Raw genomic sequence first — 19912 nt, forward strand, 5'->3', positions numbered from 1 at the left:
AGTTCGGTAAAAAGGGAAATTTTCATTTTTTCGGCTCCAAAACACTCGACAATGGACCGTTTTTCATGGATGGTATCACAGATAGATGGACCCCGACAGTAGAAGCCGGATTTTTCCGGACCAAAGCCATATTTTTCCCACCTTGTTTTATTCTTTCGATCTAGCAATCCGCCTAAATCTTACATTCGGAAGATCTTGCCGTTAATGGATGTGATTGGATTTTTCGTAATTCTTCTTCTTATTTTTGCAAATGGATTTTTCGTGTCCGCGGAATTTGCCCTTGTCTCGATCCGACCTTCTCGTTTGGAAGAATTGATTAGAGACGGAAGACCGATGGCAGTTTTAACCAAAAAAGCGGCCAGTATGTTAAACGATATGCTCTCCGTCTGCCAGGTGGGGATCACGATCGCGAGTTTACTTTTAGGTTGGGTGGGAGAAGGTTATCTGTCCAGTTGGATAGAACCTATTTTTCATTATGCAGGTTATCCCGACTCGGATTTGACGATTCATGGTGTAGCGGTCGCGATCTCGTTTGCATTGATCACATTTTTGCATATTCTATTGGGCGAACTTCTTCCCAAAACTGTTGCAATCCAAAAGACAGAGACCATGGCTTTGGTGACAAGCGCACCTATATTCTTCTTTTATTATTTATTTTTTCCTATTACGTTTTTCTTAAATGGAATGACTACTTTTCTATTAAGGATGATCGGGTTTAAGGAAGATTCTCATCGGATCATCCATTCTCCTGAGGAATTGATGATCCTCATCCAGGAACAGAATAAACAGGGAAATATTGACCAAGAAGAATTCCAGATCATCCAAAATACTTTCCAGTTCTCCGAACATTTGGCGAAAGATGTGATGACTCATCGACTCAGTATTGTGGGAATCCCTGCGGACAGCCAAATGGACGGGGTCCTTTCTATTATTGCTGAACATCATTTTTCCAGGTATCCTGTGTACGAAGGAACTACCGATAATATAGTAGGTATCGTTCACGTTCAGGCTTTTCTTGCATGGCTTTCCGAATCCAAACGGAACAAGAAGGCAAAAGTCACTACAATCATGCAACCTCCTATCGTGGTTCCGGAAGGAATGTCAATAGAAAAGGTCCTTCAGAAGTTGCGCCTTGCAAAACAGCATATGGCTATCGTTATCGACGAATACGGAGGAGTTTCGGGACTACTTACTATGGAGGACATAGTAGAAGAAGTTTTCGGAGAGATCCGGGATGAGACCGACGATCATGAAATCGATGCCGTTCCGTCACATTCTCCTGATGCATTCGATATAGATGGAGAAACCGAACTAGACGAATTAAAAGAGATCCTAACCGGGATCGAAGAAGAAGAGTTGAACGATATTCGAACTATTGCCGGCTTTATTTTAGATAAGGTAGAAGATATGCCTAAAGAAGGAACTGAAGTTGTGATCCCGGAAGGTAAACTAACCGTAGAAAAAATGGATGGGAATAAGATCATGACCGTTCGTTTTACTCGACTTTCGGCTCCTTCTTCCTTTGCGATTTAAGTTGTAAATCTAGTTGATCGGTTTTGGATCTGTAAGTATGGACAAAAAGGATATTCTGATCGCAGTCAGCGGAAGTATCGCGGCTTTTAGAGCTTGCGAACTAGTACGTAATCTTACCAAAGAAGGTTATCCTGTTTCCGTGATCATGACGGAGAACGCCACCAAGTTTATAGGTCCGATCACATTCGAGGCTCTTACCGGTAAAAAGGTGCAGGTGGACGAGTACGAGCAAGGAATGGCCCATATCGATGCAAGGAATCGTGCGGCCGTGATTGCAGTTGTACCTGCTACGGCAAATATTATTGCTAAAATGGCTAATGGAATTGCGGACGATCTTGTAACTTCTACCTATCTTGCTGCGAAATGTCCAGTATTGGTCGCTCCTGCAATGAATCCGAATATGTTCACTCATCCAGCCACACAAAGAAATCTTGCGCGTCTGAAAGAGGACGGAGTAATCATATTAGATCCACAAGAAGGCGTTGTGGTTTGCGGTGACGAGGGTTACGGTAAACTGGCCGATGTTCCGGTGATGCAAAAAAAGATCCTGGAATTGTATCTAAAAACTTCTCAATAAGACGTTCTTCCTTTGAATAAATATTCAAAAATTATAATAAGTTCGGGACCCACCAGAGAGTGGATAGATCCCGTACGTTTTATTTCAAACGCTTCCTCCGGAAAAATGGGTTATTGTTTGGCCCAAGAAGCGGCTCATTTAGTTCAAGATATCGTCTATATTCGAGGATTAACAGAACCGAAATATTCCGAACCTAAGGGTGCGAGAGTTATCAAGGTGGAAACAACTTTAGAAATGAGAGACGCAGTCCTAAAGGAAGTGGGTTCTTCTTGTATTCTTATCATGGCTGCTGCTCCCGCTGATTTTCGTCCCAAAAATGCAAACGAGTCCAAGATCAAAAAAGAAGAAGGTAACGACACCTTAGTTCTGGAGCTGATCAAAAACCCGGACATACTTGTTTCGGTTCAGGAAAAGATCCAGGCGCATAATCTAAAAGACGTGCTTCGTATCGGTTTCTCCGCAGAGACCGACCTATTGGACCAAAATGCACTCGGTAAACTTAGGAAGAAAAATCTGGATTATATCGTAGGAAATTACGTGGGAAAAGACTCCAAGGGTTTTGGAGATCTGGATACCAGCGTGATCATTTATGGAAAAGAAGGTTCCAAAAAGGAGATCGGTCCCGCTTCTAAGGAGACCATAGCAAAAGGTATTTTAGAATATTTGGATATTCTTTCTAAACAGGAAAGTATTAGATAAGAGCCTGTCCCAAATGGTCCAATCTCCTGATGCCCGGGACTTGGTATTGACCGAGGCTCTATATTTTGGTGCGGATTATAAGATTATTTAAAGACTGCTTTGGCTTCGTCTAAAGTATGATAGATCGCCACTTTTTTAGGTAATTCCATTAATCGGATCACATTCTCTAAGAAATGATTCAATCCTCCGATTACGATTTTTCCGTTATGCTGGTCTACGGTCTTGATAAGCGTTAAGAGAGTTGCAACCCCGACACTATTGATATATTCCAAAGAAGAAAGATCCAATATGATCTCGTAGATCCCTTCATCGAAAACGAAATTGATCTTTCTGGAAATTTCGAAAGCGTTCGTATTCGTCACTTTTCCGTTCATTATGACGATTAGAACTTCTTTGTCTCCGACGGAGTCTTTTTTAGTTTCTATGTACAGGCCTTCGAATTCCGTTTTTGCCATTTTATCCCGATCCGCGTTAAAAGATCATTATTCCGTCTTTGATGGTGGCTGTCAATTCCGTCCATCCGGAGACTTCATCCGGTTTGGAATCCGTTTTTGCGGATCCGCGGAAAAGTATCCTAAGTCGTCCCTTCTTTTCGATTTCACCTTCTAAATCCAGATAGATCCTTCTGTGATCTTTCTTTCTTTGAAAAGTTATTGTCGACCCACTCTCAAACAAATCCCGATTGGAAGCGACTGTTCCGAAGGTGATTAGACGAGAATTTCCGTCAATATCCAAAAATAAATCCAAATGTGGTTCCCCGAATCCTTCATGTAAGGATAATGTGCAGGGAAATTCGCTCATAATTTTACAATTTGTCTTCCAATCGGATCGCAACCGAGGGTTCTAAAACCACTTCGGAAGCGTCTATCCTTCCTAAAGATGCGGAAATGGAAGCTTCCACACAAGGATGTGTGACCACGACTACTTCCGCAGGTTCCGTTTCCGATTCGTTTTGGCGGACAGAAGAAATAGATACTCCGTTTGTTCCCAAATCTTTTGCGATTTCCGCCAAAACCCCAGGTTGGTCCAGGGTATTAAATCTCAGGTAATATCTGGCTTCGGTTTGGTTCGCTTCTGATATGGATGCTTTTGGAAATCTGTTCTTTTCCATCGGAAGATTTTTGCCCCGTCTTGAGCCATAATAGATCAGATCCGAAACCACGGAGGAGGCTGTAGGCAAAGCGCCGGCTCCCTTTCCTACGATCAGACCTGGACCGGCAAATGCGGTTTTGTAATACACCGCATTTGTCTCATTCATCACACTTGCGAATGCGTGATGTTTTGGGATCATTACAGGTTGGACTCTCGCTTCTATCTTACCGTCCAATTTTCTAACAAGGCCAAGTAACTTGATTCTATAACCCAGATCCGAAGCGAATGCGATATCCAGTCGTGTAATCTTTGTTATACCTTCCACCACTATGTTTTGTAGAGGGATCTTCTCTCCGAATGCCAAGGAGCCTATAATACTGATCTTATGGGCTGTATCTATTCCTTCTACGTCGAAACTTGGATCCGCTTCCGCAAATCCGTTCTCCTGAGCGAGTTTTAGAGCTTCTTTATAATCTAAACCTTCTGTTTCCATTTTAGAAAGGATGAAGTTAGTTGTTCCGTTTAAGATCCCATAAAGCCCAAGGAACTTATCACCTGCCAAACAATTCCGTATGGCTCGGATGATCGGAATAGAACCTCCGACGGAAGCTTCGAATCCGATTTCGGTCTGGTTCTCTTCTGCCGTTCTATAAATAATCTCTCCTTTTTCGGAAAGAAGCGCTTTGTTCGCTGTGATTACTGTCTGTTTGGATTGTAGGGCGGTTAATACGATTTCTTCGGAGATTGTTGTACCTCCAACAAGTTCGATAATGATATCGATTTCGGGGTTTCCCACTACTTGTTTGTAATCATCCGTTACAGTTACTTTGGAAAATAATTTCGAAATGGGGGCGATTTTGGAGGGAGTTCTGGTACAAATCGTATGTACGTTTAGCGAGATACCGTATTCTTTTTCGAATCTTGCCGATTCTTCCGAAAGAATTTTAAGAACTCCTGTGCCGACCGTCCCTGCGCCAATTAATCCGATTCGAATCGTCTGCATTCTGGGACAATCCTTTCGGTCATACTGGAAACATTCGACCTTTTTTAAGTATGACTAGGGGCTTTCCTTTCGGCTTGGCGGTTTTTTCTTTACTAAATGAGCTAGTCTTGGTAGAGATTCTTTTACGGACGATTTTCCAATTCGTCCAGGGCCGTTTTGAATAAATAGGTCCAAATCCATCGACTGAAAGGATAACCCACTTTATGGCGAACCGTCGTAAGCCTCCCCGCAAAACTTCCGGGAATAAAAAACAAGAATCTTCCCACAAACACCCAGGCGGAGGAAACCGCGGTCATCAGCAGAAAAAAAAGCCGGAACATGGTCGTCCAAATCGCCACCAGCAACATACTGTAGCGACTAAAATTTCGGAAACAATGAAAGAACTTCCTATGAAGGCACCTCAATCCGCGGGAAGTTCAGGGACTCTTGTAAAAGTTATCGGATTTCTCGCGGTAGCATTGATCGTGTTTTTCGGTTATTTTATCGTTCAGGAATATTTGGATAAGACCCCTGTTTATGGAAAACACGGTTGGGACGAAGAAGTCGGATCACCGGTAGCCTGGGAAGATGCGGTTCGTTATTGTTCTTCCAGAAAAAAGAGACTTCCGGACAAGGAAGAGCTTAAGACATTCTCCAAAAGAGCGGACAAAAAGATCAAAACCATAGGATTATTTTGGTCTACAAGTGCAGCCGGAGACAAAGGTGACTATATGACGGTAAACTTGAGCAGCGGGGATTTTTCTCCAAGTCCCAGCACAAACAAATTCGCAGTAATTTGTGTGAAATGATGCTTTAAATACATCATGTTTGTTTTAACTTTTTCCAGCGTCAGTTATCTTACCGGATTTCTTCTTTCCGGGCTCTGCGCTTTTTTTCTTTTGAGCAGAAGGGAAAAGTATGAAACAACCCTGCACCTAGGTTGGGTATTCTTATATTCCGCGTTACTCGAGCTTTCCTTTTTACTCGGGACTTCTTTTTTTCATCCTCTCTCTTTTTTGCATCGATGGGTTTCTTTACCTTCCGCATTTTTAATTTGTGCCCATCTTTGTTTGTATTTTTTCCTCCTGAACTCACAGGCTTCCGAAAAGACAGGAAGGATCTTATTGGGGGCAGGATATTTTCTTGCCTTAAGTATTTTGGTCCTTCATATAATAGGGACAATATTCTCCAAACCTGTTTATGATTTCGGCGGAGGGGTCTACGACGTAATCCATAGACCGAACGAAAGAGTGATCTTTTGGTTCGGTATTTTTTATGTTTCTCTAATTTTACTTTTTGGGGCATGGAGAGGATTTCAGGCTCATAGATCGGATGTTCAATTGATGGCGCTTTCTTTTTGGGTGCCATTTTTACTACTTCTTGGGACTACGATACTTTTTCATTTAAAAGAGATTGCGTATCCTTTAGACAGGGCCATCGGACTTTCTTTTTGGAACCCTATCTTTTTGACCGCATTATTCTTAGCTTGGCTGATCCATTTAAGGGCTTCTGGAGAAGTTTTTAGTCTCCGATCTCCTATTTTACTCGGGATAATATTATTATTAGTATTCGTGTTCCAAGGAAGTAGTTGGCTTTTTTTACAACCCGGTTTGGAGTCCTTTAACGAAACGGTAAAAGAAAGATTAAAAGCTCAAGATCTATCCCCCGATTCTTATTTACTTTCCGTGCAAGACAATGACGGATTTGTGCTGACCGCTTCCGGAGGATTGGAGACTTCGTTTTTTGCAGAATCCAAAAGAGATCTGATCCTTTCCTTTATCTGGAACAATCCTTCCTCCTTAAACAAAGAATTCCCTTCTTATGCAAAGGTTGCGGAGTCTTTGAAGGGTTCAGATAAATATTCTGAAAATTTAATAGGATTTTCCAAATATTTAGAGAAGTTCCGTAAGAAGATCAGAAACCTTCCTCCGAAAGATCTTCGGGACCGGATCTTGGAACAGATCTCGCCCGATGGAAAAGAGGAGAAGTTGGCCTTATTCTTAAAGATACTTTCCGGTTCCGTGAGAAACTCTTCCGCAGAAGGAGAGGCATTACGGAGTTTTGTTTTGGATCAAATGAGAGAATTGGTCCCGGAAGGGGAGCCTCGTTTTAGGAGGATCCAAGGAATTACGATGGGAGAATATTACTATTCCGTAATCCAGAAATCTCCCGGTAAAACACAAATAAAAGAGATCGGTATTCCTTATCAGGAATTTCTGGCGTTCGAGACAGGATTATTGAAAAAACCGGTTCTCGCGTTTTTAATTTGCCTTCTTCTTTTTGCCATAGCGATCAATTCGTTTTTCTCCTTCTTCGTAATCCAACCTTTGGACAGACTATATTCGGCCTTAGAACTTGCGACCGAAGGGGACCTGCAAAGGGAATTGCATCCGGAAGCTTGGGATGAGATCGGAAGTTTAGCGGATCAATTTAATAGAATGATCCAGTCTATTCGAACGGAAGAAAGTCCGGAATATTCTTCTTTTAGCCAAAATGAACCGGTATCTAGACCGAGTGGAGTAATTTCTTCTTGGAAAGAAATTTCAGATCGGATCAAAAAAACCAGTTCGGTTTCCGAATTGAGAAAATTCCTCTCCGATCTGCAAGGAAGCCACGAGTCACATCCGGTTCGTTCCAAATTAATTTTGAAACTCGGTTTGAAGATCAAGGATTATCAAACTGCTTATCTGGCCGCCCAGGAATTGAGAGAGATGGGGATAGTGAAAGATCCTGAGATGCTTTTTATCCTGTCTTATTGTGCAAAAAAAACGGGAGATATCCAAGAAGCTATCCGTTTGTCTGAAGAACTTAGATCCATTTCCCAAAGTCATACACAAAATAATCTGCATTTAGCAGATATGTATTATCATACAAATCGTTTGGACGAGGCAAAGGACCTCGCGATCCAAATTCGTAAAGAGCAAGGGCCTTCTGCGGCAGTTACGAAACTTTTGAATGCGATAGAAAAAAAAGGCGCTTGAGATATACTGGGCGAATGGCTTCTCAAATCCGAAAAATTTCGGGAAAATTCCAAAATTCCAAAGGATCCTTTATTGGAATGGTGGAACTGGATCCGAAAACCGGCCTTATACTTTCCGTTCAAAAAGGCAAAATATTACAATCTTCTAATTTGGAAGAGCTAACATTTGATCCGGACAAGTTTGTGATCTTTTCAGGCTTCGGCGATATCCATGTACACGCAAGAGAAGACGAGTCCGGGAAGCATAAATATAAGGAAGATTTTTTATCCGCTGGAAATGCAGCGATCAACGGAGGTGTGATCCATATCGCGGACATGCCCAATAACCCAATCCCTCCTACCGACGATATAACTTATGCTAAAAAAAGAGAACTCGCGGACCATTCTCCTGTTCGGATCACTTTATACGCGGGTATAGGTCCTCATACAAAACCTCTTAAAGTTCATGTTCCATACAAAGCATTCATGGGCCCTTCTATCGGAGAATTATTCTTTTATTCCAATGAGCAGTTGGAAGAAACTATACGCCATTATAAAGGATGTAATGTCAGTTTTCATTGTGAAGATCCTGAAATTTTAGAAAAGAACCAGAACGAAACCTATCATGAGGACAGAAGGCCGGCTATTGCGGAGACTTTAGCTACGGACTTCGCACTTTACTTGATCGAAAAATACGATCTGATCGGAAAGTTATGCCATTATTCCACGGAAGAAGGTTTAAAGAAGATCATCGATGCTAAGAATAGGGGAGTTAAAGTAAAATGTGAAGTAACTCCTACTCATCTCTATTTCGATAGAACCATGCTTACGGACGAGAACCGCCATTGGTTCCAAATGAATCCACCTCTCCGAGGACCGGAAGACAAAGAGGCATTACTCCGAGGAGTCAAAGATGGTTGGATCGATTTTTTAGCTACGGATCACGCTCCTCATTCTATCGAAGAAAAACTAAAAGGTACATCCGGTATTTCTCAGCTGGATACTTATTCTTTATTCGTGACTTGGCTGCATAAGACCGCAGGAATTTCTTTGGAAAAAATTTCCGAAATTTGCGCGGAAAATCCGGGAGATTTTGTGGCGGAGTTTTTACCGAAAGAATACGGAAAAGGGTTTGGAAAGATCGAGGAAGGTTATTGCGGAAGTTTTACCGTTCTGGATTTTGAAACTCCTACTACATTCAAAAAAGAAGATATAAAAAGTAAGAGCGGATGGTCTCCTTTTGAAGGTGTTACTTTTCCTGGAAGTATCGTTTCTGTCATTCACCTCGGAAAAAAGGTAAGGTAGGAGAATCGGAAAATTTTTGTTCTAATTCGAGCAGGAATTTTTTCCTCCAGAGTCCACCTCCATATCCTGTTAGATCTCCGCTTTTTCCCATGATCCTGTGGCAGGGGATCAAGATCGCGATCCGATTTTCTCCATTCGCTTTTGCAACCGCGCGGACTGCGTTTTTGTCTCCGATCCGGATTGCCTGAGCCTCATAAGAATTTGTCTTTCCATACATGACCGAATGTAGCGCTTCCCAAGCCTTCCTTTGAAAATCAGTGCCTAAGATTACAAGAGGGACATCGAACTCTTTTCTTTTACCTTCGAAATATTCCCAAAGCTGCCTTTCTAAAAGAGGAAAGAACTTACTTTCTCCCGGTTGTATATCCTCGCCGAAAACTTTTTTGAGCCGACTGAGTTGGAGTTCCAGCCTCTCTTTTTCGGTGAATTCCAAAAGGCAGATACCTTCTTCCACCGCACCGGCGAGAAGTATCCCTATAGGAGATTGTATTTCTTTACTGAGGATCATTTCTTTGTCTAAGTATAAAAGAATTTTTGAATTTAACACAACCCGAAAATTGCCGTAAAATATCTTACTAAGGATCTTAAGATTGAATCGAAAGCCGACCTAGGACCAAATAATGGACCGAACCGTTTTTGCCTAGTCTCACGTTAGCCTCGTCTAAGTAATGGAAAACAATACATGGATACTCGACAAATAGATAAAATGGGTTTTGTCATATGATCCGATTAAGTGTTTTAGATCAGTCTCCTATTCGCAAAGGTGGGACTGCATTCCAAGCGGTCCAAGAGACGATCGAACTTGCAAAACTTACGGATAGACTTGGTTATCACAGATATTGGGTTTCAGAACATCATAATATTCTTGGATTAGCCGGATCTTCTCCCGAGGTTTTGATATCTCATCTTGCAGGAGAAACAAAAGGAATACGTATGGGTTCCGGCGGGATCATGCTTCCCAATCATAGTTCTCTCAAAGTGGCCGAAAATTTCAGGATGCTTGAGACGCTCTTTCCGGGAAGAATAGATCTGGGACTCGGCAGAGCGCCGGGTGGAGATCGGCTAACGGCTGCTATATTGAATCCTTCCAACAGTTTTGTCCAAAATGATTTTATCCAACAACTGATGGATTTACGGGATTTTTTGACGGACAATGCGGAACCTGATTCTATCCAGGAGAAGGTAAAAGCGATCCCGGTTGCGGAAACCTGTCCTGAACTTTGGATCTTAACTTCCAGCGGAGAAAGCGCTTTGATTGCAGCTCATTTCGGGATGGCTCTTTCTTTCGCTCAGTTTATCAATCCTACCGGAGGATATGCGAGTATCCGGGCTTATAAGGAAAGATTCCAACCTTCAGAATCATTAAAAACTCCTCAAGCAAGCGTGGGACTTTTTGTGTTATGCGCGGACACAAAGGAGAAGGCGGAAGAACTACAGGCGGTAATGGACAGACAACTTTTAAATATTGAAAAAGGGATTAGCGAAGGTATTCTTTCTTACGAAGAAATTAAACCTTACGTTTATTCTGATTTGGAAAGGGTCAGGCTACTGCATAATCGTGGAAGAATGATTGCAGGCACACCCGATACGGTCAAAAAAAGGATTATAGATCTAACTGGCGAATATGGGATAGATGAAGTAGTGGTCTCTACGATCACATACGATTTTAAAGATAGAGTTCGCTCTTACGAACTATTGGCGGAAGCTTTTGAATTAGAAAAAAGATTATAAAAGCGTAAACTAGGGAAGTGAGAACTGGACTAGGTCCTGCAAACTAAGCGGGACCTAGTCTTTTTTATGATTAGGCTTCCGGGTTTTCCAGGATAAGAGCGATCCCTTGTCCACCGCCGATACAAAGAGAAGCGACTCCGTATTTTGCCTTTCTTCTTCTGAGTTCGTAAGCCAAAGTGATGGTCACCCTCGCACCGCTTGCTCCCAGCGGATGTCCAATCGCGACTGCTCCACCGTTTACATTGGTGATCTCAGGATTTAAGCCCAATTCTTTTTGGACGGCAAGATACTGAGCAGCAAACGCTTCGTTTACTTCTACAAGGCTCATGTCGGAAAGTTTTAAGCCTGCTTTTTTAAGAGCGATCGGAATTGCTAACGCAGGTCCGATCCCCATTTTCGCAGGATCACATCCTGCGTGTCCGTATCCTCTGATAATCGCCAAAGGTTTTTTGCCGATCTTTTTAGCATAAGAAGCGGAGGTAACGATAGTCGCTGCCGCTCCGTCGTTCAGACCGGATGCGTTTCCTGCAGTTACCGTTCCACCGTCTCTAAATGCAGGTTTAAGTGCGGATAGTTTTTCGATAGAAGCGGCGCCTTTGATAAATTCATCTTTTTCTAATGTAACCGGTTTTTTTCCGCCTACAGTTACAGGAAGGATCTCTTCTTTTAGTCTACCTTCTACCGTTGCTTTTTCCGCTCTGGTTTGGGAGATCCCGGCCCATTCGTCTTGTTCTGCCCTGCTGATCTTGTATTGGTCAGCAAGATTTTCCGCAGTGGCGCCCATAATGAGTCCTACGTATTGGTCGGTGAGTCCTTGCTCTAACGTGTCTTCGAATTCTGCGGAGCCGTATCTCACTCCCCATCTTGCGTTACGCACAACATAAGGTGCATTGCTCATGGATTCGGATCCGCCTGCAAGGACTGCTTCCGATTCTCCCAAGTAGATCTTTTTAGCTGCTTGGATGATTGCTTCCATTCCGGAACCGCAAAGTCTGTTTAAGGTCAAAGCTGGAACTGTGATCGGTAATCCGGTTTTGAGTCCGATATGTCTAGCAAGATAGATGGCTTCTTTTCCAGTGGGAACCACGTTTCCGAAAATAGACTCACCTATATCGGAAGGATTGACTCCTGTTCTTTCCAACAAAGATTTAGAGACTAATACTCCCAAATCAACTGCACTTACGTCTTTTAATGTTCCGCCGAAATTTCCGAAAGGGGTGCGGATTCCGTCCAACAAAACTGCTTCTTCCATTTTTCCAGTCCTAAAAATATTAATATTACGCAGTTATTAACTGCAGATCAATACGGTGTACTACCATTCCAATTTACATCGTTTCCGAGTCATACTATTTTAATTCGAATTCGGGGCAATCAATGGAGAATGGCACTTCTTTTCCTTCTTTGTTAATATAGAAGGAAGAATGTTTGAGCCTATAGACTCCCGGAGTATTCCGCTTATCCGTCTCCCAAACCAATCGTATCTTATCGTCGAACAAAGGTAAGAGGGATTTTTTAAAATAGAATTTAGTAGCCCAGTCGGAATCAGTATAAACAGTGATCCATTTATCTCCCTCTTTCTTCTCCACATCGAAATAGGATCTTTGTTTCGGATAAGAGATATTCGGATTTACGGAGCTCACTTCGCAGGAAACGGATTTTCCGATCTTTACGAAACTTTCATTCGGGGTTTTTATTTTTGGTTCAAAAGAAGAGATCCTCTCTCTGTGAGGGACATCCGTACCTATAACGGTTTTACTTAGATCTTTAGGAAAGGGTCCTTGGGCGCTAACCTTGTTCTGTAGAAGATCGTTTGCAAGTCTATCGTATTCTTGTCTGAAAAGATCTAAACTAAACGGACCATGAAGAGTATGACCGCCTTCGTATTGTTGTGTGGAATATTCTTCCTTAGTAGTAATATATCCCGCGAAATCGTTGGTCAATCCTGAGAGTGCGATCTCTTTGATCTTAGGCCCTAACACTTTTCTGACTGTTTCTTTCATTCTTCTGCTGGACATCGTAGTGACTTCGTTAGGTGAAATGATCAAGGCAAAATCACCGATGGTTGCAAGCCCCAAAGGTAAGATTTGAGAAAGAGAAGGATCCGGTTTTGTTTCTCCCATAGGGAATAGGATCGCCTTAGGTTTTTGGCATACTCTCAATTCATCGCTTGGAGCTTGCAATAATCTTGCGGCCAGCCAATCAATATAGAATTTTCTATCTTCGTCCTTCATTCCTTCATGGAAAAGCCAGTGACCTCCACCTTCTTCCGTGGAACCTGCCGCCAAAGCATAACCATATGCGGACAAACAAGTTCTTTCGTCTTTTCCGGTTTCCGAAAATTCCTTACGAACGATCGAGTTAGGCATATCTATAAAAGATTGTGTATAGTTAAGACCGGAAGGTAAGGCTCTGAGATTATTATCATTCAAGATCTTGGAACTCGAAAGATATTGTCTTTCTCCTATGATCTTGGTGCTCTCGAACATATCCTTTCCCGGGCCTGTATTATTTAGATTCAGGTTGGGAGTCACATCTCCTTCGTTTGCCTGAGCATAGATCGCGATAAAATCTTTTTGTCCTCTTTTTGCGGCTTCGGATTCCGAAAGATAAGAAGCATATCCCTTATTATCGGTCGATACCAAATGATTATCGAAGGTCATACTTGTAGTATGTACACCGTACCAATTCACGATCCCGATCACACCTCTTCTGGTATTTATAGAAAGTTGGATCATTGTTTTATCCGTATCGGAATCGTATTTGTCTCTTTCTTCCTTAGGATTTGCTTGGTATGCCGTTAAGGAACGATTGACTCCGGCTCCTTCTACAATTGCGCTTCCGACCAACAATTGTGCGGCTTCTTTCTTGGAATAAGCCTCTTTGATCGCCTGAAAGATCCCGTTTACGATCACTGAATAATATTCGGGAAAAAACTTAGTAGTATATATGGAATTTTGAATATAATGGAAGAATCCTGCCGGAGCGCTATGGGTATGGGAAGCGTTCAAAAGAACATTTGCTAAATTAAAATTAGGATCTACTTCTTTTTTTAATCTGGCTACAACATCTCTCTGCACTTCATGAGGAACTCCGCCTAATTCCGCTGTCACATAGGCTAATACTTTTTCGGATTTAGGATCTTTGACGACCAAAGCTCTTGCAAATTGCCGGAGATGTATACCTTCTCCTTTTTGTCCTTCTTGCGCATAACCCCAGAACATGATCCCGATAGGAGGTCCTGTGATATCTACCTTGGACATTCCGGCCTCGAAATTAAATTCTTTGATCTGAGGTTTGGCGGTTCCGGAAAAAGTAGGACCGGAAAAGAGAAAAAAGAAGAATGGAAGAATAATCGTTAAACGGAACTTCTTCATGGAAGTACTCCTGGCGGATTTTTATAATGGGTATTTCATTAAATTTGAATATTCAGCTTATTCCACATTTTCTGCAACAGGGAAGGTCAGATGGAACGGAGAAGCTGCTATTCCTGTTTTTATTCCTCCACCTTTGATAAAATCCGGAAAGATCGTTTCGTCCGACCAAACGGATTCTATCCTTGCGAATTTTCCTTTGCCTGTACCAATAAACGCAGTGCTTAGTTTGGAACCATCTTCCGCTTTTTGTAATAGAACATAAGGAAGGATCGATGTGCTTACCGGAAAATGAAAACCTAATGTGCGGATCTTAATTTTGAAAAAAGATTTTCCGTTTCTTGCAACTTCGATCTTAGTTACTGAGCCTTCTTTTTTCCATACGAAGTCTGCTCTTTCTTTTGGGATTGCCCAGTTGCGAATTCCTTCGTCTACAGAAGTTTGGCTAGATACAAAAATGCGGGTGATCCTTTTGTAATTTGTGCCCTTGTGTTCGAAATTTCCGGGAATGTATAAAAGTTCATAATAAGGCCCTACATCGGATCTTTCATAGTTCACTAACATCAAAGAACCGAGTCCTCCTTTGAAGGACTTACGATCTTCTTCATCCAAGAATGCCATTTCAAAATTGTAGGACTTCCTACCGAATAGCGGGAACAGGAATCCTTCTCCTGTTAATGACCAGGGGGCCGGAAAATGTCTCTTAGGGGACTGGGATTTGCTCTTACCATTTGTGGCTTTTTTGGGAGATTGCTGTGTGGTTTTTGAGGCTTTAGCCTTTGATTTAACCTTGGAAGAGGCGGTTGCTTTCATTCTGGGGGTCCGTTTCTATCTTTTTTCTATCCTATCCTAGGAAAATCCCCAAATTTGAAAAGGAAACTCTTGAACATCCTGCCTATTTTTGGGATAACTGGACAATGGGGACGATATTCGAGCCGTTCTCGGCTTTCGAATGTCCCGAAGGCAAAAAATATGACTGCAGTAGCTGCTCCGCGTCCTAGAAGGCGCACTAGAAATAGTTTAAATAAAGAATCCATCGTCCAGGCGGCTTTGGATATATTGAACGAAGAAGGAATTGATGGGCTGTCCATGAGAAGGATCGCCGAAAAGTTGGATTGTAGTGTAGCAAGCCCTTACTCGCACTTTAAAAGCCAGCAAGATATCATCAAAATTATCATTTCCCAAGGAGAAGCTCAGTTAACCGAAACTCTGAGAGCTTCCAGACTGAACGGAAAAAATTCCTATGAAAAATTGACTCTAATTGCAAGAGCTTATTACGATTTTTCCGGGAATAACCAAGAATTACATAAGGTAATGTTCAACACCGTTCACGGGCATATGCACAGAAAGGCTTTTCCGAAACTTCCAACCAGTTATCGGGTATTTTTGGAAACTATCCGAGCGGGCGTTAGGTCGGGAGAATTCAAGATTAAAGAAGAAGATTATCCCTCTCTCGCACGAACGATGTATTCTTGGATGTATGGGATCATTGTTTTGGACATGACCGGAATGTTGAAAAAAAGAGGGATCGGCGATCCACTGGACGAAGGCTTTTTATTTTTCCGGAAAATTCTTTTAGATAAAGAATGAGAAAGAAACTTCTCATAACCTTAGCGGTAATTGTACTCATCGTACTTACCGCTTTGCCGCTTGTCTGTTCCCGGGAAAAAATCGAATTAAACGAATCGGTACGCTCCGGAGTCTCCGGTCAATTTGCGGAATTCCCTTTGGGTTGGACTCATTTCGAATTGTCCGGACCGGAAAAGGGTGATCTTGTAGTTTTAGTACACGGATTTTCCACTCCTTATTTTATCTGGGATCCGGTCCAAAAATCGCTGACGGATGCGGGTTATAGAGTTTTACGTTTCGATCTATATGGCAGAGGTTATTCCGATCGGCCGGATACGGTTTATAATTTCGACCTGTTTACTGCTCAGATAAATGATCTATTGAATTTTCTGCATATAACCGAGTCTTTCGATATAATGGGATTATCTATGGGCGGTCCTATCGTCGCTCATTATGTTTCTAAATATCCGGAGCGAACTAAAAAAATAGTCTTAATAGATCCGTTTACTTCGAAAACGAATACGTTTCCTTTAAATGTTCCTTTAATTGGAGAATATTTGAACTCCGTTGTTTATATTCCTTCTTTGACCAAAGGAATCTCCGCCGATTTTGTGGATCCTTCCAAAGTCCCAAGCGATTGGGTGGAAAAATACGAGACCCAATTGAGTTTTAAAGGTTTTGGAAGAGCCATCCTTTCTACGATCCGAAATATTATTTCTCTCGAGCCTAAACCTGAATTCGAAAAATTGGCGTTAACCAAAAAACAAGTATTGGTTTTTTGGGGTGACCAAGATCGCACAACTCCGTTAGAAAAAGGAGAGTATGTAAAGGATTTATTGAAGGCGGAATTCGTATTGGTAAAGGATGCCGGGCATCTACCTCATATAGAAAAGCCGGAAGTGGTCCTTCCGGCTATTTCTAACTTTTTATCCAAGTAGATAATAAATTTTTAATATTTAGCCAAAGAGGGATCCACCTCGTCGGAATACAAAAGGATCCCACCTTCTAAGTTAAATACTTTCGAAAAACCTGTGGATTTTAAAAATCCGCAAGCATTCGCAGATCTTGCTCCGGAACGACAATATACTATAATTTCTTTTCCGGAAGATTTCCAAGAGTCCAATTCTCCGATCCTTGCAGGCAATTCGGAGACAGGGATCAAAAGATCCGTTCCTTCGATTGTGCAGATTTCCTGCTCGTTGGGGTTTCGCACATCCAGGAGGTAAAAATCGTCGTTTCCTGATTTTCTGGTATCTAATCTATTTTTTAATTCTTTCGGATTCATTCAGTCTCCTATATGATCAATTATACTACGGAAGTAAGTTCTTCCATTTCGATTTGCAGTTTTTCCCAGGTTTCGGTCAACTTAGAGATCTCTTTTTTAGTTTCGTTATAAGTGTCTAATTCCATTTGGTAACTGCGTTTTTTATAAAATTCGGGATCTGCGAGAAGTTCTTCCGAATTAGATTTATTCTTTTCTAATAGAGCGATCTTGGCTTCGATTTGTTCTATTTCTTTTTGGATTTTTTTAACCCGATTTTTATCGGCGTTCCTTTGGGACCTACTCTTGTTTTCGGCACTTGTGTTTTCGGTCGGGGCTTTGACGGTAAATCCCCCTTCCGCTTCCAATTCCTCCGGAGGGAATTTCAGATAATCCGAAAAGCTGGTATTCAGATCTTTTACTTTTCCGTTCGAAACGGAAACCGTTCTGGTACATAGATCCTTTAAAAAATCGGGATCGTGAGAAATAACTAAAACCGCGCCGGGATATTCCTGGAGTGCACGTTTTAAGTTATCTCTGACTACCAAGTCTAAGTGGTTAGTTGGCTCGTCCAAAAATAAAGTATTTGAGGGGAATCTAACCAATAGAGCCAATCTCAATCTGCTCTGTTCTCCTCCGGATAGAAGTCCCACCTTTTTAAAAACCCTATCGTCGCTGAAGGAAAAATAACCCAATAGTTTTCTTGCTTCCACATCCGGAAGATCCGGGTAAACGGAAAGAATCGTTTCTAAAAGATTTTTTTCCGGATCCAGATGTTCATGATGGTTCTGTGAGAAATAGCCGATCTTTGTTTTGGGCCCGAAAGTGACCGAACCTTGGGTTAATTTATGAATTCCTAATATGTTTCTTAAAAATGTGGATTTACCTGCACCGTTCGGACCGATGATCGCTATCTTATCCCCGTTGGAAACATGGAGTTCCGCGTTTGAGAATATATTATTCCCTGTTTTTTCGTAAGCAAAGGAGGCATTCTCAATCCTGAAGGAAAGATTTCCGCAAGGGGTATAATTGAATCTGTATTCGGTTTTGGAGTTCCAGAAAGAATCTTCTGGTTCTTCCACCCTCTCCCTTTTTTCCAATTTTTTGATCACACTTTGGACTTGTTTCGCTTTTGTAGCCTTTGAGCGAAAACGTTCAATCCACTCGGTCCTTTTTTTTAAATAAGCTTCTTCTTTTTTGAACTGAAGTCTTAACTTATCCAAAAGTTCGTTTTTATGTTCGAAGTAATCTTCCAAAGTGCCTTTAAATTCCAGAACACCTGAAGGATTTAATTCTGCGATCGTATCGGTGGTCGAATTCAGGAATTCAGGATCGTGGGTAACGAGAACGAAAGAACGATTCGTAGCCACTAAATATTCCGCAAGCCACGCCTTTGAAGCGTGATCCAAGTGGTTGGTAGGTTCGTCCAAAAGAAGAAGATTCCCCGGGTTCAAAATAGCGATCGCGAGCCCAAGCCTGTGTTGATAACCTGGAGAAAATTCTTTTACCTTCTTCTCCATTTGATCATTCGAAAAACCTAATCCGCCGATGATTTTTTTGGCCTGGGCCTCCAGCTCATGAACACCGTAAGTAAAAGCGTATTCCTCTAACTGGCTCTGCTCTTCTAATAATGATCCGAACTCGGGAGAATCATGATCCGTGCGGTCCATTCTTGCATGAATGTCCTCGGCACGTTTAATATATTCGTTATAATGTTTATGTTTGGAAAGTGCAGTATCGATCACTCTTGCGTCGAAATTAAAATCAGGGATCTGTTGGAATAAGGAGATCTCGGTATGTTTGGAACGACTGACTATCCCTTCTTCGGGATTCAGTTCTCCTACGGCCATTTTGAATAGAGTGGATTTGCCGGAACCGTTAGGTCCTACTAGGGCAATTTTGGAGCCGGGCTTGATATGCCAGGAGAAGTTTTCGAAAAGTGTGGAGCTACCGAACCGGTGCTTGATATCGATGAATTGTAGCATGGTTCCAAGGAATATTGAGGTCCCTCCGCACGAGTCCGCGGAGGGTTTTGCGGGATTTGAAAGTAGTGCTTACTTCTTATTAGCGAGTTCTTCTTTTCTCGCTTTAAGATGTTGTACGTACTTGCTCGTTTCCCCGTTCATCTTCTCGACTGCGTTCTTTAAAGCTTGGTCAAGCTCCCCAGCGCTCATCTTGTTGATCTTTTTGTTCTTCTTTTCGGCTGTCTCTTCAGACATAGGTACCTTCCGATGCGTTCGTATTGCCAAAATTTACGGAAATACCCCTTTCGACAACCTATTTTGGTCCTGACCCAGACTTCCTGACTTAAGGAAGATAAATTAGAATGGAAATATGTCCGGATTGGAGTTCAATAGGATGCAGATTCGGCATGTTATATAATTTATTTCAAACGAAAGAGGGTTTAGGACCCTTATTTCTTCGTCTTGGCTTTGCGATTTGTATTTTTCCGCATGGAGCCCAGAAAGCACTGGGTTGGTTCGAAGGCTCCGGGTTTACTGCCGCGATGGACTATTTTACGGAGACCCTAGGTGTTCCGTATTTCTTGGGAATTCTGGTTATTGTTTTTGAATTCGTAGGTACTATCGGTTTAGCCTTTGGATTTTTAACCAGGTTCTGGGCCTTAGGACTGGCAATTACTTTGATCGTTGCAGGTTACACTCATAAAGATTACGGCTTTTTTATGAACTGGTTCGGGGACAAAGGGGGAGAAGGTTTCGAATACCATATTTTGGCGGTCTCCGCAGCTCTTTCGCTTTTGTTTCGAGGAGCAGGATCTTTCTCTTTGGATAAAAAATTAGGAGAATGGTCCGTTTAAGAACCTTTCCCTGCG

General features: G+C 42.0%; 20 protein-coding genes. 10 read left to right on the forward strand and 10 right to left on the reverse strand.

Annotation, left to right across the window (positions count from 1 at the left end; genetic code table 11):
• The first annotated feature begins 204 nt into the window (after positions 1-204).
• Genes LEP1GSC192_RS09450 through LEP1GSC192_RS09460 form a run of 3 tightly spaced genes read left to right on the forward strand, consistent with a single transcriptional unit; the run spans position 205 to position 2809 of the window.
• Positions 205-1533: a hemolysin family protein gene (locus LEP1GSC192_RS09450; protein ID WP_020769848.1), complete on the forward strand. Its 1329-nt coding sequence runs from the start codon at positions 205-207 to the stop codon at positions 1531-1533.
• Between the two features lie 37 nt (positions 1534-1570).
• On the forward strand, positions 1571-2110 hold the full coding sequence (locus LEP1GSC192_RS09455) for a phosphopantothenoylcysteine decarboxylase (RefSeq protein ID WP_020769834.1): 540 nt from the start codon (positions 1571-1573) through the stop codon (positions 2108-2110).
• 12 nt (positions 2111-2122) lie between these two features.
• Positions 2123-2809, forward strand: a complete 687-nt coding sequence (locus LEP1GSC192_RS09460) for a phosphopantothenoylcysteine decarboxylase (protein WP_020769518.1) — start codon at positions 2123-2125, stop codon at positions 2807-2809.
• An 83-nt stretch (positions 2810-2892) separates the two neighbouring features.
• On the opposite strand, the gene LEP1GSC192_RS09465 is transcribed toward LEP1GSC192_RS09460, so the two are convergent.
• The 3 genes from LEP1GSC192_RS09465 to LEP1GSC192_RS09475 are packed head-to-tail and all read right to left on the reverse strand — an operon-like array spanning position 2893 to position 4904.
• A complete protein-coding gene (locus LEP1GSC192_RS09465; protein ID WP_008589531.1) occupies positions 2893-3264 on the reverse strand; it encodes an STAS domain-containing protein in 372 nt (123 codons plus the stop codon).
• 16 nt (positions 3265-3280) lie between these two features.
• Positions 3281-3610: a hypothetical protein gene (locus LEP1GSC192_RS09470; protein ID WP_036089511.1), complete on the reverse strand. Its 330-nt coding sequence runs from the start codon at positions 3608-3610 to the stop codon at positions 3281-3283.
• Positions 3611-3614: 4 nt separating this feature from the next.
• Positions 3615-4904, reverse strand: a complete 1290-nt coding sequence (locus tag LEP1GSC192_RS09475; RefSeq protein WP_020769777.1) for a homoserine dehydrogenase — start codon at positions 4902-4904, stop codon at positions 3615-3617.
• Between the two features lie 203 nt (positions 4905-5107).
• Between LEP1GSC192_RS09475 and LEP1GSC192_RS09480 the strand changes: the two genes are divergently transcribed.
• From LEP1GSC192_RS09480 to LEP1GSC192_RS09490, 3 genes are read left to right on the forward strand one after another with little or no spacing between them, the layout of a single operon-like run.
• A complete protein-coding gene (locus tag LEP1GSC192_RS09480) occupies positions 5108-5692 on the forward strand; it encodes a DUF1566 domain-containing protein (RefSeq protein ID WP_020769607.1) in 585 nt (194 codons plus the stop codon).
• 15 nt (positions 5693-5707) lie between these two features.
• Positions 5708-7864 (forward strand): HAMP domain-containing protein, encoded by a 2157-nt coding sequence (locus tag LEP1GSC192_RS09485; protein WP_020769701.1) that lies wholly within the window; start codon positions 5708-5710, stop codon positions 7862-7864.
• A gap of 14 nt (positions 7865-7878) precedes the next feature.
• The gene (locus tag LEP1GSC192_RS09490; RefSeq protein ID WP_020769726.1) at positions 7879-9147 is read left to right on the forward strand and encodes an amidohydrolase family protein; all 1269 of its coding nucleotides are present in this window, start codon (positions 7879-7881) and stop codon (positions 9145-9147) included.
• On the opposite strand, the gene LEP1GSC192_RS09495 is transcribed toward LEP1GSC192_RS09490, so the two are convergent.
• Positions 9119-9655: a methylated-DNA--[protein]-cysteine S-methyltransferase gene (locus tag LEP1GSC192_RS09495; protein ID WP_036089651.1), complete on the reverse strand. Its 537-nt coding sequence runs from the start codon at positions 9653-9655 to the stop codon at positions 9119-9121. The genes LEP1GSC192_RS09490 and LEP1GSC192_RS09495 overlap by 29 nt on opposite strands.
• Before the next feature lie 212 nt (positions 9656-9867).
• Here LEP1GSC192_RS09495 and LEP1GSC192_RS09500 point away from each other — a divergent pair, with 212 nt between their 5' ends.
• On the forward strand, positions 9868-10878 hold the full coding sequence (locus LEP1GSC192_RS09500) for an LLM class flavin-dependent oxidoreductase (protein WP_020769872.1): 1011 nt from the start codon (positions 9868-9870) through the stop codon (positions 10876-10878).
• A 70-nt stretch (positions 10879-10948) separates the two neighbouring features.
• Here the strand turns inward: LEP1GSC192_RS09500 and LEP1GSC192_RS09505 are convergent, their stop codons facing one another.
• The 3 genes from LEP1GSC192_RS09505 to LEP1GSC192_RS09515 all read right to left on the reverse strand — a co-directional run bounded on the left by LEP1GSC192_RS09505 (position 10949) and on the right by LEP1GSC192_RS09515 (position 15062).
• On the reverse strand, positions 10949-12130 hold the full coding sequence (locus LEP1GSC192_RS09505; protein WP_020769521.1) for an acetyl-CoA C-acetyltransferase: 1182 nt from the start codon (positions 12128-12130) through the stop codon (positions 10949-10951).
• A 94-nt stretch (positions 12131-12224) separates the two neighbouring features.
• Positions 12225-14252: a neutral/alkaline non-lysosomal ceramidase N-terminal domain-containing protein gene (locus tag LEP1GSC192_RS09510; RefSeq protein ID WP_020769783.1), complete on the reverse strand. Its 2028-nt coding sequence runs from the start codon at positions 14250-14252 to the stop codon at positions 12225-12227.
• A gap of 57 nt (positions 14253-14309) precedes the next feature.
• On the reverse strand, positions 14310-15062 hold the full coding sequence (locus tag LEP1GSC192_RS09515; protein ID WP_020769696.1) for a hypothetical protein: 753 nt from the start codon (positions 15060-15062) through the stop codon (positions 14310-14312).
• A gap of 159 nt (positions 15063-15221) precedes the next feature.
• Between LEP1GSC192_RS09515 and LEP1GSC192_RS09520 the strand changes: the two genes are divergently transcribed.
• Positions 15222-15839, forward strand: a complete 618-nt coding sequence (locus tag LEP1GSC192_RS09520) for a TetR/AcrR family transcriptional regulator (RefSeq protein WP_020769708.1) — start codon at positions 15222-15224, stop codon at positions 15837-15839.
• Positions 15836-16756, forward strand: coding sequence for an alpha/beta fold hydrolase (locus tag LEP1GSC192_RS09525; RefSeq protein ID WP_020769586.1), 921 nt, complete (start codon positions 15836-15838; stop codon positions 16754-16756). Before LEP1GSC192_RS09520 ends, LEP1GSC192_RS09525 begins: the two co-directional genes overlap by 4 nt.
• A gap of 11 nt (positions 16757-16767) precedes the next feature.
• Here LEP1GSC192_RS09525 and LEP1GSC192_RS09530 read toward each other — a convergent pair whose 3' ends face one another.
• The 3 genes from LEP1GSC192_RS09530 to LEP1GSC192_RS19950 all read right to left on the reverse strand — a co-directional run bounded on the left by LEP1GSC192_RS09530 (position 16768) and on the right by LEP1GSC192_RS19950 (position 19298).
• On the reverse strand, positions 16768-17103 hold the full coding sequence (locus tag LEP1GSC192_RS09530) for a rhodanese-like domain-containing protein (protein ID WP_020769673.1): 336 nt from the start codon (positions 17101-17103) through the stop codon (positions 16768-16770).
• A 20-nt stretch (positions 17104-17123) separates the two neighbouring features.
• Positions 17124-19064 carry an ABC-F family ATP-binding cassette domain-containing protein gene (locus LEP1GSC192_RS09535; protein ID WP_020769814.1) on the reverse strand — a complete coding sequence of 647 codons (1941 nt, stop codon included), beginning with the start codon at positions 19062-19064 and terminating at the stop codon, positions 17124-17126.
• A 69-nt stretch (positions 19065-19133) separates the two neighbouring features.
• Complete coding sequence (locus LEP1GSC192_RS19950; protein WP_020769532.1) at positions 19134-19298, reverse strand: hypothetical protein; 165 nt, start codon at positions 19296-19298, stop codon at positions 19134-19136.
• A gap of 152 nt (positions 19299-19450) precedes the next feature.
• Here LEP1GSC192_RS19950 and LEP1GSC192_RS09540 point away from each other — a divergent pair, with 152 nt between their 5' ends.
• Positions 19451-19897 carry a DoxX family protein gene (locus tag LEP1GSC192_RS09540; RefSeq protein WP_020769655.1) on the forward strand — a complete coding sequence of 149 codons (447 nt, stop codon included), beginning with the start codon at positions 19451-19453 and terminating at the stop codon, positions 19895-19897.
• Positions 19898-19912: the final 15 nt, after the last annotated feature.

The organism is Leptospira sp. B5-022, from assembly GCF_000347035.1.
In the GTDB taxonomy this organism is placed as follows: domain Bacteria; phylum Spirochaetota; class Leptospiria; order Leptospirales; family Leptospiraceae; genus Leptospira_B; species Leptospira_B cinconiae.

Coding starts and splice junctions, on each gene's coding strand:
- LEP1GSC192_RS19950 (WP_020769532.1), bottom strand. CDS start 19,298: ATGTCTGAAGAGACAGCCGAAAAGAAGAACAAAAAGATCAACAAGATG.
- LEP1GSC192_RS09480 (WP_020769607.1), top strand. CDS start 5,108: ATGGCGAACCGTCGTAAGCCTCCCCGCAAAACTTCCGGGAATAAAAAA.
- LEP1GSC192_RS09515 (WP_020769696.1), bottom strand. CDS start 15,062: ATGAAAGCAACCGCCTCTTCCAAGGTTAAATCAAAGGCTAAAGCCTCA.
- LEP1GSC192_RS09525 (WP_020769586.1), top strand. CDS start 15,836: ATGAGAAAGAAACTTCTCATAACCTTAGCGGTAATTGTACTCATCGTA.
- LEP1GSC192_RS09495 (WP_036089651.1), bottom strand. CDS start 9,655: ATGATCCTCAGTAAAGAAATACAATCTCCTATAGGGATACTTCTCGCC.
- LEP1GSC192_RS09450 (WP_020769848.1), top strand. CDS start 205: ATGGATGTGATTGGATTTTTCGTAATTCTTCTTCTTATTTTTGCAAAT.
- LEP1GSC192_RS09530 (WP_020769673.1), bottom strand. CDS start 17,103: ATGAATCCGAAAGAATTAAAAAATAGATTAGATACCAGAAAATCAGGA.
- LEP1GSC192_RS09520 (WP_020769708.1), top strand. CDS start 15,222: ATGACTGCAGTAGCTGCTCCGCGTCCTAGAAGGCGCACTAGAAATAGT.
- LEP1GSC192_RS09510 (WP_020769783.1), bottom strand. CDS start 14,252: ATGAAGAAGTTCCGTTTAACGATTATTCTTCCATTCTTCTTTTTTCTC.
- LEP1GSC192_RS09455 (WP_020769834.1), top strand. CDS start 1,571: ATGGACAAAAAGGATATTCTGATCGCAGTCAGCGGAAGTATCGCGGCT.
- LEP1GSC192_RS09505 (WP_020769521.1), bottom strand. CDS start 12,130: ATGGAAGAAGCAGTTTTGTTGGACGGAATCCGCACCCCTTTCGGAAAT.
- LEP1GSC192_RS09465 (WP_008589531.1), bottom strand. CDS start 3,264: ATGGCAAAAACGGAATTCGAAGGCCTGTACATAGAAACTAAAAAAGAC.
- LEP1GSC192_RS09470 (WP_036089511.1), bottom strand. CDS start 3,610: ATGAGCGAATTTCCCTGCACATTATCCTTACATGAAGGATTCGGGGAA.
- LEP1GSC192_RS09500 (WP_020769872.1), top strand. CDS start 9,868: ATGATCCGATTAAGTGTTTTAGATCAGTCTCCTATTCGCAAAGGTGGG.
- LEP1GSC192_RS09540 (WP_020769655.1), top strand. CDS start 19,451: ATGTTATATAATTTATTTCAAACGAAAGAGGGTTTAGGACCCTTATTT.
- LEP1GSC192_RS09535 (WP_020769814.1), bottom strand. CDS start 19,064: ATGCTACAATTCATCGATATCAAGCACCGGTTCGGTAGCTCCACACTT.
- LEP1GSC192_RS09490 (WP_020769726.1), top strand. CDS start 7,879: ATGGCTTCTCAAATCCGAAAAATTTCGGGAAAATTCCAAAATTCCAAA.
- LEP1GSC192_RS09485 (WP_020769701.1), top strand. CDS start 5,708: ATGTTTGTTTTAACTTTTTCCAGCGTCAGTTATCTTACCGGATTTCTT.
- LEP1GSC192_RS09475 (WP_020769777.1), bottom strand. CDS start 4,904: ATGCAGACGATTCGAATCGGATTAATTGGCGCAGGGACGGTCGGCACA.